The 13786-nt window shown below is 68.2% G+C and carries 12 protein-coding genes and 1 tRNA gene; 6 read left to right on the forward strand and 7 right to left on the reverse strand.

The window, feature by feature from the left end; all coding sequences use genetic code 11:
• Positions 1-61: 61 nt before the first annotated feature.
• Positions 62-964, forward strand: a complete 903-nt coding sequence (locus tag DJ018_RS14710; RefSeq protein ID WP_111515702.1) for a cobalamin biosynthesis protein CbiG — start codon at positions 62-64, stop codon at positions 962-964.
• Here the strand turns inward: DJ018_RS14710 and DJ018_RS14715 are convergent.
• The 6 genes from DJ018_RS14715 to glmU all read right to left on the reverse strand — a co-directional run bounded on the left by DJ018_RS14715 (position 961) and on the right by glmU (position 8565).
• Entirely contained in the window at positions 961-2337 is a 1377-nt protein-coding gene (locus DJ018_RS14715) for an MATE family efflux transporter (RefSeq protein ID WP_111515703.1), read from the reverse strand. The genes DJ018_RS14710 and DJ018_RS14715 overlap by 4 nt on opposite strands.
• A 125-nt stretch (positions 2338-2462) precedes the next feature.
• Complete coding sequence (locus DJ018_RS14720) at positions 2463-3842, reverse strand: class II 3-deoxy-7-phosphoheptulonate synthase (RefSeq protein WP_111515704.1); 1380 nt, start codon at positions 3840-3842, stop codon at positions 2463-2465.
• A 67-nt stretch (positions 3843-3909) separates the two neighbouring features.
• Positions 3910-5124: an O-antigen ligase family protein gene (locus DJ018_RS14725; protein WP_111515705.1), complete on the reverse strand. Its 1215-nt coding sequence runs from the start codon at positions 5122-5124 to the stop codon at positions 3910-3912.
• The gene (gene gor / locus DJ018_RS14730; RefSeq protein WP_111515766.1) at positions 5121-6506 is read right to left on the reverse strand and encodes a glutathione-disulfide reductase; all 1386 of its coding nucleotides are present in this window, start codon (positions 6504-6506) and stop codon (positions 5121-5123) included. The genes DJ018_RS14725 and gor overlap by 4 nt, the downstream gene beginning before the upstream one ends.
• Positions 6507-6520: 14 nt before the next feature.
• Positions 6521-7207: a ribose-5-phosphate isomerase RpiA gene (gene rpiA / locus DJ018_RS14735; protein ID WP_111515706.1), complete on the reverse strand. Its 687-nt coding sequence runs from the start codon at positions 7205-7207 to the stop codon at positions 6521-6523.
• Complete coding sequence (glmU, locus tag DJ018_RS14740) at positions 7207-8565, reverse strand: bifunctional UDP-N-acetylglucosamine diphosphorylase/glucosamine-1-phosphate N-acetyltransferase GlmU (RefSeq protein ID WP_111515707.1); 1359 nt, start codon at positions 8563-8565, stop codon at positions 7207-7209. The genes rpiA and glmU overlap by 1 nt, the downstream gene beginning before the upstream one ends.
• Before the next feature lie 109 nt (positions 8566-8674).
• Between glmU and gph the strand changes: the two genes are divergently transcribed.
• From gph to DJ018_RS14755, 3 genes are all read left to right on the forward strand, one after another.
• A complete protein-coding gene (gph, locus tag DJ018_RS14745; RefSeq protein ID WP_111515708.1) occupies positions 8675-9382 on the forward strand; it encodes a phosphoglycolate phosphatase in 708 nt (235 codons plus the stop codon).
• 55 nt (positions 9383-9437) lie between these two features.
• Positions 9438-9512 (forward strand) — tRNA-Val (locus DJ018_RS14750).
• A gap of 100 nt (positions 9513-9612) precedes the next feature.
• Entirely contained in the window at positions 9613-10710 is a 1098-nt protein-coding gene (locus DJ018_RS14755) for a glycoside hydrolase family 43 protein (RefSeq protein ID WP_111515709.1), read from the forward strand.
• A gap of 52 nt (positions 10711-10762) precedes the next feature.
• Here DJ018_RS14755 and DJ018_RS14760 read toward each other — a convergent pair whose 3' ends face one another.
• The gene (locus DJ018_RS14760; protein WP_111515710.1) at positions 10763-12496 is read right to left on the reverse strand and encodes an alpha/beta fold hydrolase; all 1734 of its coding nucleotides are present in this window, start codon (positions 12494-12496) and stop codon (positions 10763-10765) included.
• A gap of 284 nt (positions 12497-12780) precedes the next feature.
• On the opposite strand from DJ018_RS14760, the gene DJ018_RS14765 reads away from it, so the two are divergent.
• Positions 12781-13473 (forward strand): hypothetical protein, encoded by a 693-nt coding sequence (locus DJ018_RS14765; RefSeq protein ID WP_111515711.1) that lies wholly within the window; start codon positions 12781-12783, stop codon positions 13471-13473.
• Between the two features lie 63 nt (positions 13474-13536).
• A complete protein-coding gene (locus DJ018_RS14770; RefSeq protein WP_165842935.1) occupies positions 13537-13782 on the forward strand; it encodes an acyl carrier protein in 246 nt (81 codons plus the stop codon).
• Positions 13783-13786 lie beyond the last annotated feature (4 nt).

The raw sequence follows: 13786 nt of genomic DNA on the forward strand, positions 1-13786 counted from the left end.
TGGACCGTTCTGGCCAAGGGGCTAAAAGCCCCGCACCCCTTTCCGGTCCCAGGAGCTCTCCGTGCCGCGCCTGTTCAGCGCCTATGTGATCGTCGACTGGAGCGCGGCCGCCAAGCCGTCCACCGGCGCGGACTCCATCTGGATCGGCGTGCTCAAGCGCGACGTGCGCTTCCGGCTGGCTTTCGAGAGCTTCAACCCGCCGACCCGAGCGGAAGCCGAGAAGAAGCTCGCGGCCATCCTGGACGACTTCAAGAAGCGGGGCGAGCGGGCTCTGGTGGGCTTCGACTTCCCGCTCGGCTTCCCGCGTGGCTTTGCGGCGGCGCTCAATCTCACGGGCGAGCAGCCTTGGCGCGCGGTCTGGGACCAGCTGGACAAGATGGTCAAGGACAAGGCCGACAACACCAACAACCGCTTCGGCGTCGGCTCGGAGATCAACCGGCGGATGACCGGCGGTCCATTCCCGTTCTGGGGGTGCCCTCCGAAGGACGCGCTGACCACCCTTCAGCCGAAGCGCAGCCGGCCGCATGGGCCCGGCGACCTGCCGGAATTCCGGCACACGGACCTCGCCGCCAAGGGCGCGGCGTCGATCTGGAAGCTCTACTACAACGGTTCGGTGGGCGGTCAGGCGATCCTGGGCATTCCGGCGGCCCGCCGCCTGAAGCTCGCCCGCGGGGAAGCGGTGAAGGTCTGGCCGTTCGAGACCGGCTTCCGGACGCTGAACGAACAGGACCTCGACGGTGTCGAGGTGGTGGTGGCCGAGGTCTACCCGTCGCTGTTCAAACCGCAGGGCTCGCCCGGCGAGGTCAAGGACCTGGTGCAGGTTCGGACCACCGCCGAGCACTTCGCGCGGCTGGATGAGGCGGGCAAGCTGGGCACGGCCTTTGCCGCACCGACCGGAACGGCGGCGGACGTGATCCTCGACGCGGAGCGCGAGGAAGGCTGGATCCTAGGGGCCGGCGCCTAAGCGTCGCGCCCTGCCAGCATCCACCAGCGGCCGATCAGCAGCAGGCAGGATACGAAGCTGGCGACCACCACCGCCCACGAGATGCCGACCACCCCCATCCCGCGCGGGATGGCCAGCCACCAGGCGAGCGGCATCATCACGCCGATGTAGCTGGCCAGGTGCGTCACGGTGGGCATCCACACGTCGCCTCGAGCCCGCAAGGACTGGGCGGTGACAACCTGGGCCGCGTCGGGCGCGAACATCCAGCAGGCGACGATCAGCGCCGGCACGGCCAGAGCCACAGCCGCGGCGTCATAGGTATAGGCGCGGGAGATCAACGCCGCCGTCGGCCAGACCACGACGGCGACGAGGACGCCGAACACGGCAGCCACGGCGAATGCGATCCACCCCGCCCGGTTCACCGCCGCGGGATCACGCGCACCATAAGCGCCGCCGACCCGAACGGCCGCTCCGGTGGCCAGGCCCAACGGGACCATGAAGATGATCGCCGCCACATTGAGCACGATGGCCCAGGCCGCGGTGGCGTAGCCGCCGACCCATCCGGCGATGATCGTCATGCTCGCGAAGGCCGAGACTTCGAAGAAGTTGGAGATCCCGGCGCCGAAGCCGATGCGCCGCTGCTCGGCCTCGGCTGCACGGTCTCGTTCGGGCTTGGTGAACACGCCCAGGGCTCGCGCTTCCGGCATGCGGGCGATGTAGATCAGCATGAAAGCGGCGAGCGTCAGGCGCGCCCCGAACGTCGACCAGGCGCTGCCCACCGCTCCCATGGCCGGCAGGCCGAAGGCGCCCGGCACCAGCACCAGGTTCAGACCGAGATTGATCAGGTTCGCCGCCCACATCGCCCACACCGCAGGGCCGGGCCGCGACAGCCCCTCCATCCAGAAGCTGGCCGACGCGCTGACGGCGTAGCAGGGCAAGGACAGGCAGAAGACCAGCAGCGGCAAGGTCGCCCCGTCCGCCAGATCCTTGGGCAGCCCGAGGACGTGCAGGAACGCAGGGCCCGCCAGCATCAGGAAGAGCGCTGAAGCCAGGCCGATCCACAGGGCATAGGAAAGTCCGCGGCGCAGGACCGCGCCTGCCGCCTCCCGCCGCCCCTGCCCGACCGCGCGCGCGGTCATCACCTGGATGCCGGTGAGCAGGCCGACGGTCATCGTCAGGATGACGCTGGTCGGCGCCCAAGCCTGCGCGTGATAGCCGAGCTGGGCCGCGGAATAGTGACCGACCACCACCGCGTCCGTCAGGCCCATCACCATGATGCCCAGGCGTGCGAGCACCACCGGGCCGGACAGCTTCAGCAGCTGGGCCAATTCGACGCGAACGGGATGGGTGCGCCCGCCAGCGACGGCGGACGCCTGGGCCGCAGGGCGGTCCATGGCAGGCCTCGATTGTCAAAGAGGCGCGGACACTGGCGTCGCAGGGACGCCAGTGCAAGCACCGTCACCTTGAGGTGACGCTTCCGGTTACGTGCGTGACCTCAGGGGCACACGCCGCGTCTGGCTCAGTTGGAGCCGACGGCCTTCTTCGGCGCGTCGGCTTCCTGGCGCAGCTTCTCAGCCACGAGGAAGGCCAGCTCCAGCGCCTGCTCGCCGTTCAGACGCGGGTCGCAGTGCGTGTGATAGCGGTCGGCCAGGTCGCCTTCGGTCAGCGCGCGGGCGCCGCCCAGGCACTCGGTGACGTTCTGGCCGGTCATCTCCAGGTGCACGCCGCCCGGATGGACGCCCTCGGCCTCGCAGATCTCCACGAAGCTCTTCACCTCGGACAGGATCCGGTCGAACGGCCGGGTCTTGTAGCCGTTGGCCGCCGTCAGGGTGTTGCCGTGCATCGGGTCGATAGCCCAGACCACCTTGCGCCCGGACGCCTTAGTAGCGCGCAGCAGGCGCGGCAGGCGCTCGGCGATCTTCTCGTGGCCGAAGCGGCCGTAGAGGGTCAGGCGGCCGGCTTCATCCTTCGGGTTCAGGGCGTCCATCAGGCGGGCGAGATCGTCGTCTTCCATGGTCGGGCCGCACTTCATGCCGATCGGGTTGCGGATGCCACGGCAGAACTCGATATGCGCGCCGTCCAGATCCCGAGTGCGCTCACCGATCCACACCAGGTGGGCCGACGTGTCGTACCACTCGCCCGAGGTGCTATCGACGCGGGTCATGGCTTCCTCGAAGCCCAGCAGCAGGGCTTCGTGGCTGGTGAAGAACTCCACCTGATGCAGGCTGGGCTGGTTCTCCGGCGTGACGCCGATCGCCTGCATGAACGCGAGCGTCTCGCTGATCTTGTCGGAGAGCTCCTTGTAGCGGGCGCCCTGCGGACTGCCGGCCACGAAGCCGAGGGTCCAGCGGTGGATGTTGTGCAGGTCGGCGTAGCCGCCGGTCGCGAAGGCGCGCAGCAGGTTCAGCGTCGCCGCCGACTGGGTGTAGGCCTGCAGCAGGCGTTGCGGGTCGGGCAGACGCGCCTCGGCCGTGAACTCCATGCCGTTGATGTTGTCGCCGCGGTACGACGGCAGGGTGACGTCGCCCTTGGTCTCGATCGGCGCCGAGCGCGGCTTGGCGAACTGACCGGCCATGCGGCCGACCTTCACCACCGGCTTGCCGCCGGCGAAGGTCAGCACCACCGCCATCTGCAGGATCAGCCGGAAGGTGTCGCGGATGTTGTCTGCGTGGAATTCCTTGAAGCTTTCGGCGCAGTCGCCGCCCTGCAGCAGGAAGGCGCGGCCCTCGGCCACGTCGCCCAGCAGGCTCTTCAGACGGCGGGCCTCACCTGCAAACACGAGCGGCGGCATGCCCCGGAGCGTCTGCTCCACAGCGGCGACGGCCGACAGGTCCGGATAGTCCGTCGGCATGTGCTTGGCGGGCTTCGATCTCCAGGAAGCGGGGGTCCACTGCGTCATCGTCTTCTAAGCTCCACGCCGGCGACCGGGCCGGCGGCAAGGGCGCCCTATACCCCGACATGGGGTCTCAGGTCGATGTCCGTGGCGTCACACGTGCGGAAACCATGCCGGACAGGGCAATAATTAGCGCACCGAGGCCCATCCACCACTCCTGCCACACGCCGAAGTTCAGACAGGCGAACAACAGGTAGACGGCGACGGACGCCAGGGTCGCGGCCGCCGGAAGGCTGGGCGACGGGCGCGACAGCCGCACCAGGCATAGGCTCCAGAAAGCAGCGGCGGCTACGGCCCCAATCAGGCCGAGCTCCAGCCAAACCTGCAGCGGGCCGTTGTGTGGGTGCAACTGAATGCCGGGACCCATCGCCCGGCTAGAATCGAGACCCCAACCCCGCGCAGGCGCGTCCAGGATCCAATCGATCGCATGGCTCCAGTAGCCCATCCGCCAGCTCCAGGAGAGCGGCACGGCCTCTTCGATCGCGGTGTAGTCCGCCAGCTCGCGCACGCTCCAGACAATCAGCGGCATGGCGAGGAACAGGGCGGCCACGGACATGGCCGCCGCGATCGGCAGGCCCCGAGGCCAGCGCGAGGCCAGCAGGGCGACCAGGGCGGCCAGCAGCACGGCGATCACCGGCGCATCACCCTTGAAAGCCAGGCCCGCCATGATCGTCCCGGCGGCGATCGGCGCGATTAGCCAGGCGTCCCGCCAGCTGCGCACGCGCCCCAGCACCGCCACCGGCCAAAGCAGAGCCAGCACGAACGAGGTCTGGGCGATCTTCACCTGCGCGAGGTCGATGCGGATCGGCTGATAGAACCGGGTGTGAAGGGCGTAGAAGATCCGGCCGCCGGTGAGGCTCTCGACCGCCAGGAGCACGCCCAGGGCGACAAGGCCCCAGGCCAGCACCGACAGGGCTAGCCGCTGCAGGTGCGGGCTCGCCCGTCGCGCGCCGCAGATGGCGCTGAAGTAGAGGGGCAGTTCAGCCGCGAGCTTCACGGCTTGGCCATCCTGCGGATGCTTGGGCTGATACGGGCTCCAGGTGGTCGAGACCGCAGCCCAGATCAGCGCCCCCAGCAGGACGATCAGCGCCGGACGATCCTCGTCGGACAGCCGCAGCGCGGGAAGGCACAGCAGGCCCGCCAGCGCCATCAGGGGCGCAAAGCCTAGCGGCCCCAGCCAGGCGAACAGCGGCGTCAGCACCGCCACGCCTACCATGACCCAACCGCACCAGGCGCCGAGACGGTCGCGCGCGTCCGCGGCCGTCCGCGGCGCTTGGGCTGGCGTCATGCCGCCTGGCCCAGGCTCGGCGGCACGTACTTGTCGCGCATGGTGACCAGCTCTTCAGCCAGCGTGGGATGAACCGCGCAGGTGGAGTCCCATTGCTGCTTGGTCACGCCCATTTTCATGGCGATGGCGGCCATCTGGATCATCTCGGGCGCGTCGGGACCGACCACGTGGCAGCCGACCACCTTCTGGCCTTCCTGTTCGACCACCAGCTTCACGAGACAACGCTCGTCGTCGCCGGCGAAACCAGTCTTCATGGGCCGGAAGCGCTGCTGGTAGATGTCGACCTTGCCGTGGAACCTGCGGCGGGCGTCAGCCTCCGACAGGCCCACCGACCCGACCGGCGGCTGCGAGAACACCGCAGACGCGACCATGTCGTGATCGAAGGTCGTTGGGTTGTCGTAGAACTCGGTCTGCGCAAAGGCCGCGCCCTCGCGGATCGCCACCGGCGTCAGGTTGATGCGGTCGGTCACGTCGCCCACCGCCCAGATGCTGTCGACGTTGGTGCGCGAGTACTCGTCCACCAGGATCTGCCCGGCAGGACCAAGCTTCACGCCCGCCTTCTCGAGGCTGAGGCCGTCGGTGTAGGGCGCGCGACCGGTGGCGAACATCACCAGGTCGGTTTCGCAGTGATGGCCGTTGGTGAACTGGCTCAGGTACCCGGCGTCCGTCTTTTCGATGGAGGTGTGCTGCGCGCCGAGGATCACCTTGACGCCGCGCTTGCCGATCTCCTCGGCCACATGGGAGCGCACGTCGTCGTCGAAGCCGCGCAGAAGGTTGGGACCGCGATGGACCAGCGTGGTCTCCACGCCTAGGCCGTTGAAGATGCAGGCGAACTCCACGGCGATATAGCCGCCGCCAGCGATCACGATGCTTTTCGGCAGCTCGGGAAGGTGCAGTGCCTCGTTGGAGGTGATGGCGTGTTCTATGCCGGGCAGGTCGGTCGGGAGCCACGGCTTGCCGCCGGTGGCGATCAGGATCTTCTCGGCCGTCGCCGTGCCCCGGCCTTCCACCTCGACGGTGTGGGCGTCCACCAGCCGCGCCTTGCCATGCACCAGCTCTGCGCCGGCGTTCTGCAGGTTGCGGACATAGATCCCCGACAGCCGGGCGATCTCCTTGTCCTTCTCCGCGATCAGCCGCGGCCAGTCGAAGGTTCGCTCGCCGACGGTCCAACCGTAACGCTCGGCCAGGTCGAAGCCGTGGGCGAACTCGGAGGCGTAGACCAGCAGCTTCTTGGGCACACAGCCGCGGATCACGCAGGTGCCGCCGACCCGGAACTCCTCCGCAACCGCCACCTTGGCTCCCGAGAGGGCCGCCAGGCGCGCGGCGCGAACGCCGCCCGAACCCGCGCCGATTACGAAGAGATCAAAGTCGTAGTTCGCCACCATACGCTCCTTCTTTACGGCTCCAGGACATGCACGCCGTCCGGCGCGCCGATCAGGGCCTGGTCGGCAAGGTCGAGGAAGAGGCCATGGTCGACCACGCCGGTCACGCTCTTCAGCGCGTCCGCCAGGGCCGCCGGCTCCTCGATCCGGCCGCAGGCTGCGTCATAGATGAGGTTTCCACCGTCGGTTCGCACGGGCTGGCCGTCTTTCATGCGCAGACGCGGCGCAATCCCGAGGTCGCATTCGGACAGCGCGTCGCAGATCCGCAGCGCCGTGGTCTTATGCCCGAAGGCCACCACCTCGATCGGCAAGGCGAACTTGCCGAGGGTGGGCACCACCTTGGCTGCGTCCGCGATGACGACGCAGCGCTTGGAGGCTTCCCAGACCAGCTTCTCGCGCAAAAGGGCCGCGCCGCCGCCCTTGATCAGCGACAGGCCAGGGCCGACTTCGTCCGCGCCGTCGACGGTAAGGTCGATCTCGCGGGTCTCACCGAGCTCCGCCAGCTTCATGCCCAGAGAGGCCGCGAGCTGCGCCGTCGCCTCGGAGGTGCAGACGCAGGTGACGTCGAGCTGGCGCGCGCCCAGCGCCTTCACAAACCAGGCCGCGGTGGAGCCGGTGCCCAGGCCCACCACCATGCCGCTTTCGACCAGAGCCGCGGCGGCTTCGCCGGCGGCCCTCTTCTGCGCGTCCGCGTCGCTCATCACGATCCCTTCTTCGCCGCCTTCTCAGCGGCTCTTCGTTGGCGGAAAGCCTTGGCCCAGCCTTCCTTCACGGCCATCGGCCCGCGCGCGACGGCCAAGGCGTCGGCCGGCACGTCCCGGGTGATCACCGAGCCGGAGCCGGTCATGGCGCCGGCGCCGACGGTCACCGGAGCGACCAGGGCGCTGTTGGAGCCCACGAAAGCGCCTTCGCCCACGACCGTCTGGGCTTTGAAGTAGCCGTCGTAGTTACAGAAGATGGTCCCTGCCCCGATGTTGGCTTTCGCCCCCACCTGGCCGTCGCCGAGATAGCTCAGGTGGTTCGCCTTGGCGCCTTGGCCAACCTTGACGTTCTTCACCTCGACGAAATTCCCGATGTGGGCTTCGGGGCCGATGTCAGCGCCAGGGCGTAGACGAGCATAGGGGCCGACCTGGGCGCCGGCGCGCACCGTAGCGCCTTCCAGGTGGCTGAAGGCGCGGATCTGGGCGCCGGTCTCCACCGTGACGCCCGGCGCAAACACCACGAACTGCTCCACCGTCACGCCCGCGGCGATCTGAGTGTCCCAGGAAAAGTGGACCGTCTCAGGCGCTAGCATCACGACGCCTTCGGCCAGGAACCGCTGGCGCTGACGTTGCTGGAACACCGCTTCCGCCTGCGACAGCTGGAGGGGGGTGTCGCAGCCCATGACCGCGCTTTCGGGCGCCATGTGGGCGCGGACGGTTCCACCGTCGCCGACCGCCAGGCCCACCACGTCGGTGAGGTAGTATTCCTGCTTGGCGTTGGCGTTTCCGACACGGCCAAGCCAGCCGAACAGCCGAGCGCGGTCGGCGACCATCATGCCGGCGTTGCAGGTGCGCACAGCGCGTTCGGCGTCATTGGCGTCCCGCGCTTCGACGATCCGCAAGACCTCGCCGGTCGGTGCGGTGATGATCCGGCCGTAAAGCAGCGGATCGACGGGCTCGAACCCCATCAACGCCAGGTCCGCGCCGTCCGCCCGCAATGCGAACAGCGGCTCGAGGTCTTCCGTCCGCAGCAAGGGGGCGTCGGCATAGGTGATCAGCACGTCGCCGTCGAAATCGGCCAGCGCCTTCTCGGCGGCCAGCACGGCGTGAGCGGTGCCCAGGGGCGGATATTGAACAGCGATGGCCGCAGAGCCGAGCCGCTTCTCGGCCGTTTCGCGAACGCTCGGACTGTGATCGCCGACCACGATCACCACCCGTTCGCAGCCCGCCGCCTGGACGGTGTCGATGGCTCGGTCGAGATGGGTGCGGCCACCCACCTTGTGCAGAACCTTGGGGGTCGCGGATTTCATGCGTGTCCCCTGCCCGGCGGCTAGGATCACGGCGGCGCGGGCGGTCATGAGCAAGACTCCGGCGGACTCAGAACAGGCGTGTCGCGGCGAGGCTTAGCAAGCCTTGTGGCCGGGCGCGAGAAGCGGCTAAGCGGATCGGTCAGCCAGGAGACCTCACGTGCCGCAAGCCGCCGATCTGACCGCTCTCGCGGGCGCCACCATCGCGTTCGATCTGGATGGCACGCTGGTGGACACCGCACCCGACCTGATCGGCACGCTGAACGTCCTGCTCGGCGAGGAAGGCTTGCCGGCGCTGCCTCTGGAGGAGGCCAGGCCCTTCATCGGGCGGGGTGCGCGATGGATGATCGGCCGCGGGTTCGAGGCGGCGGGCGCGCCGCTGGAGCCGGAGCAGCTGAAGGACCTCTTCAACCGCTTCATCGCCCACTACGAGGCGCATATCGCCGACACCAGCCGGCCGTTCCCCGGCGTGGAGACGGCGCTGACCGAGCTGAAAGACGCGGGCGCGAAGCTCGCCGTCTGCACCAACAAGCTGACCGGCCTGTCGCTGCGGCTGCTCGACGCCCTCGACCTCACCCGCCACTTCGACGCGGTGGTCGGGGCCGATGCGGCGCAAGCGCAGAAGCCGGATCCCCGTCATCTGATCGCCGCTGTGACCGAGGCCGGCGGCTCCATGGACACGGCGATCCTGGTGGGCGACGCCGCCACCGACGCCGGCGCGGCGCGGTCCGCCAGCGCGGGTCTGATCCTGGTGAGCTTCGGCTACACCGAGACCCCGGCCGCCGATCTCTCGCCGGACATTCTCATCCACAGCTTTGATGAGCTGCCCCAGGCGTGCGTCCGGCTTTTGGGCGCTTGCGGCGCGTAAGTCTTACGGCTATACGCCTCGACCTTCCCGGACGGCCCTGGCCGTCACGACCGGCGGATGCGTAGCTCAGCGGGAGAGCACCTCGTTCACACCGAGGGGGTCACAGGTTCAATCCCTGTCGCATCCACCATTTCCTCCAAACACATGCCCTTCCCGATGGCACAGCGCTCGCGCGCTGGACGCATTGGCTTGGTCTGCCTAAGTGGTCTGACCCTTGGAGGAGACAACACATGCCGATGATCAAGAGCGCCGTGGTGGCCGCCGCCTTCACCTCTCTGGGCCTGGCTGCCTGCGCGACCGATAGCGCGTCCGGTGGCGCTGCGAGCGGCTCCGCCACGAGCCCCGCGAGCGCGTCGCGCTACCTGTCCCAACCGATCATCCCAGGCATGTACACCGCCGACCCGTCGGCGCACGTGTTCAACAACCGCATCTACCTCTACCCCTCGCATGACATCGACGCAGGCGTGCCGGACGACGACCAGGGCAGCCACTTCGCGATGCGCGACTACCGCGTTTTCTCCATGGACCGGGTCGGCGCGCCGATCACCGACCACGGCGTCGCTCTGGACCTGAAGGACGTGCCCTGGGCGGCGCGCCAGCTGTGGGCGCCGGACGCGGCGGAGAAGAACGGCAAGTACTTCCTCTACTTCCCGGCCAAGGACCGCCAGGACATCTTCCGCATCGGCGTGGCGGTCTCGGACCGTCCCGAGGGGCCGTTCAAGGCCGAGCCCACGCCGATCCCCGGCAGCTTCAGCATCGATCCGGCCATCTTCCGCGACGGGAACGAGCACTACATGGTGTTCGGCGGCATCTGGGGCGGCCAGCTGCAGCGCTGGGCCACTGGCCAGTGGAACCCCAACGGGTCCAACAGCGACCTCGGCCAACCTGACCGTCCGGCCCTGACGCCCAAGTTCGCCAAGATGAGCGCGGACATGCTGACGTTCGCCGAAACACCGCGCGACCTGGTGATCGTGGATGAAGCCGGCCAGCCGCTGAAGGGCGGCGACACCAGCCGTCGGTTCTTCGAAGGGGCCTGGATGCACAAGCACAACGGCCTGTACTACCTCAGCTACTCCACCGGCGAGACGCACCGGATTGTCTATGCGACCAGCCAGACGCCCTATGGGCCGTTCACCTACCGCGGCGTCGTGCTGGAGCCGGTGCAGGGCTGGACCACCCACCACTCGATCGTGCAGCACGAAGGGAAGTGGTGGCTGTTCTACCACGACACCCAGATGTCCGGGAAAACCCACCTGCGGAACGTCAAGGTGACCGAGCTGCGCTACAACTCGGACGGCACGATCCAGACGATCAACCCGATGCGCTAAGCGGGTCGGGCGTTCACCGGGTCCGTAGATCAGACCCGGTGATCCGCCGAGATCAAGCGCTCTTGGGCAGGCGATGCGCGGCGGGCGCGAGCTCCAGCGCCCGGAGAATGTCGCCCATGGCGTTTCGCTGGCTCTGAGGCGAGAACAACGCGTGGTCGATGTCGCGACGCATCGAGACGGTGAATCCGCGTTGGCGGGCGATCCACCCGCACTCCAGGCCGAACTCCGCTTCCAGGCTGCGCGTCGAAGCGTCGCCACGGCCAAGGATCAAGTGAACGCGCACGCCGCGCCGGGCCGCCGCCTGGAGCCGGGCCCGAACCTTTCGGCACGGCGCATCGGGAATCGTCGAGGAGACCAGCCCCTGGAGCTTGCGCGCCACCCTTGGCGTCAGCCCGTCCTTCGCCGGCGGCGGCGCCGGCGGCTTGAGCGGGTCGGCTCCGTTCAGCGCCATCTCCGACCGCATCTGGAGCGGCATCCGCTCGGGCCGCCAGACCAGCCAGCTGTTGATGGCGATCGCCCGATCGAACTGCGGGTCATCCAGAACCGCCTGGATCGCGTGATAGCCGCCCGTGCAGACGCCGAGCAGGGTGATTTCGCTGTAGCCGTGCGCACGGACGAGCTCAGCCGCCGCCCGGAAGTCTGGCAGACGCGGGGTGTCGTAGGGATGGCTGCGCCAGGCCTCGCCCGATGCGCTTTCGCCAACACCCCGGAAATCGAAGCGCAACGCGGCGACGCCGGCCTTGGCGAGCGTGCGGCAGGCCTGGGCGGCGAACCCGCCAATGCCGGCGCGCGGATCGCCCGCGGTGTTGCCGATAAGAACGGCGCGGGCGCCGCCGCCGTTAGACGGCAGGCAGAGCACCCCGCGCAAACCGTCGCCGAACGCCACCGGCCGCTCGCGCCACCCGCCCTGCTCCAGGACTGCCGGGGCCAGCGCCGGCGCCTTCTTGGGGCGGGGCGCGCCAGCCGCGAAATACTCCAGCCACTCGGCAGCTTCCTCAAGCACACGCGTCGGCTGCTCGTTGACGTGAGGCTCCTTGAAGAAAGCAGCGTGTCCTTCGAAGGGCCGCACCGTCGCGTCGGGGCCAAGGGTCGCGGCCAGCGCCGCGCCGGAGGGCGGCGCGGCCATGAAGGCGTCGCGCCAGACGCGCGGCGTCTTAGTCACGTCCACGGACTGGAGACTTTGGATCGTCGCCGCGGAAAGCCGCACGCCGTCGACTTCGATGGAGCCATCGGTTGTGGCGGGCGCACGCTGGATCGCTGCGGCGAAGCGCAGGTCACGCAACCAGGCCGCTCCGCTGGGCGTCGGCGACAGCAGCATGACCCCGTCAGGCTTGACACTTTCGGCCGCCGCGAGGGCGAGTGCGCCGCCGGCGCGAACACCGCACAGCACCAACTGCTGGGCGCCCGTGTAGGCGCGGGCGAAAGCCGCAGCCGCGTGCACGCCGCCGAGCCAAGCGTCCCATTGATCCGCCTCCGGCTCAAGGCCGAGGGAGTCCCCCTCCCCCAGGTTATCGTAGCGCAGGACCTGGAAGCCGCGACGCGCCAGATCTTCTGCCCACAGAAACATCGGCCGGTAGGCGCAACGCGCATCGCGCCCGGCTGGCGGGCAAATGACCACCGTAACGCCCAGACGCGGCTTGCTCGTCGGCCGGTGCAACACGCCGGCATGGCCCTCGAAACTGACGGGGATGAACTCGGTGGAAAGGGGGTGTTCGACGTCGATGTCGCCCAGCTGAATAGACGGCTCGAGCACGAAGCGCTTTTCCCCTGCCGCCAAAAAGCCCATCTTCAAGGCGCCCCCTAAAGTTGCGCTCGCCGGCGCGGGTTGTCCACAAGCTATTGGATAGATTGCGCTCTGTGGCTTGAGCGCACTGTGCAACGCAGCACCGCGCCTTTCTGATCCTCCCCGGCGCCGAAATTCCGCCACGAAACTGCCGAGCTCGCGGCAACCGCTGCCGTTGAGCGGCGTTAATCGTACAGTCAAGCCTGTGAGGGAGGCGTCCTTGACCTGCCGCTGCGCCAGATTCTGCGCTCGCCCGACCCGCAACCCGGGCTCGTGAGCGCCTAGTCATGCCTGAACCGCTGGTTGAGCCTGAAGCCGTGGATACGAATCCTGGCGTTCGTCGCGCCCACGCGGCGGATATCCCGTTCCTCGCCTGGGCGATGTACGAATCCATGCTGCCCGGCGTGGGCTATGGGATCTTCGACGCGGCGCTTGAAGGCTCGGGCACGGACCCCATCGCCTTTCATGAAGCGCTGCTGGAAGTCGGCGCCAACAACTGGGGACAGCTGGACAGCTTCTTCATCATAGACGCGCCCGATGGAACGCCGGGTGCGGCGATGGCTTATTTCATATCTTCGATGTCCGACCGCCGTCCGCTGACGGCGCAGGGCTTCAAAGCCGTGTCGGCTCATCTGGGCTGGAGCCCGGAGGTCGCACGCGAATTTTGGCGCAAGTACACCAGCTTCTTCGGCCTGTTCGGCAACGCTCCGCAGCTCGAGCATCCGACGGATTACGTGCTGGAGTACGCCGCGGTGCGGCCCGACTTGCGCCGCCAGGGTCTCTACGGCCGGCTGATCGAAGCCCATGCCAGACAGGCGCGGGCCCTCGGACACACGGCTCTCGGCAATACGGCGATCCTCGGCAACGACAAGGTGCTGGGGGCGATGGCGAAGTGGGGGTTTGAAGAACATGCCCGGTTCGGGCCCGAGCATTACCGGGGTCAGTTCCCCGGAATGATCCGCGTTGTGAAGGCGCTCTAGCCCTCACCGTTTCCCAATTCCAAGACGATGGACGTGACTATGGCAGTGACGAAAGAAAACCTGATGCGGTTCCTCCAGGAGGAGCTGACGGTCAAGGAAGCCGATCTCGCACCCGATGCGCCGCTGTTCAGCTCCGGGCTGATCGACAGCTTCTCGCTGGTGAGCCTTCTGTCGTTCCTGGAAACCGAGGGCGGGTTCATGATCGACCCCGTCGATGTCAACCTCGAGAACTTCGACACCATCGAGCGCATCCTGGCCTATGCTGCGGGCCAGTCGGCGGCGCTCGGGCAAGAGGCGGCTGCATCCTGAACAA

Origin of the sequence: Phenylobacterium deserti (genome assembly GCF_003254705.1) — a bacterium.
In the GTDB taxonomy this organism is placed as follows: domain Bacteria; phylum Pseudomonadota; class Alphaproteobacteria; order Caulobacterales; family Caulobacteraceae; genus Phenylobacterium; species Phenylobacterium deserti.

Excerpts from the sequence above, each read along its gene's own strand:
- rpiA (WP_111515706.1), bottom strand. The coding sequence starts at position 7,207 with ATGAGCGACGCGGACGCGCAGAAGAGGGCCGCCGGCGAAGCCGCCGCG.
- DJ018_RS14725 (WP_111515705.1), bottom strand. The coding sequence starts at position 5,124 with ATGACGCCAGCCCAAGCGCCGCGGACGGCCGCGGACGCGCGCGACCGT.
- DJ018_RS14755 (WP_111515709.1), top strand. The coding sequence starts at position 9,613 with ATGCCGATGATCAAGAGCGCCGTGGTGGCCGCCGCCTTCACCTCTCTG.
- DJ018_RS14720 (WP_111515704.1), bottom strand. The coding sequence starts at position 3,842 with ATGACGCAGTGGACCCCCGCTTCCTGGAGATCGAAGCCCGCCAAGCAC.
- DJ018_RS14770 (WP_165842935.1), top strand. The coding sequence starts at position 13,537 with ATGCGGTTCCTCCAGGAGGAGCTGACGGTCAAGGAAGCCGATCTCGCA.
- DJ018_RS14715 (WP_111515703.1), bottom strand. The coding sequence starts at position 2,337 with ATGGACCGCCCTGCGGCCCAGGCGTCCGCCGTCGCTGGCGGGCGCACC.
- DJ018_RS14760 (WP_111515710.1), bottom strand. The coding sequence starts at position 12,496 with ATGGGCTTTTTGGCGGCAGGGGAAAAGCGCTTCGTGCTCGAGCCGTCT.
- DJ018_RS14765 (WP_111515711.1), top strand. The coding sequence starts at position 12,781 with ATGCCTGAACCGCTGGTTGAGCCTGAAGCCGTGGATACGAATCCTGGC.
- glmU (WP_111515707.1), bottom strand. The coding sequence starts at position 8,565 with ATGACCGCCCGCGCCGCCGTGATCCTAGCCGCCGGGCAGGGGACACGC.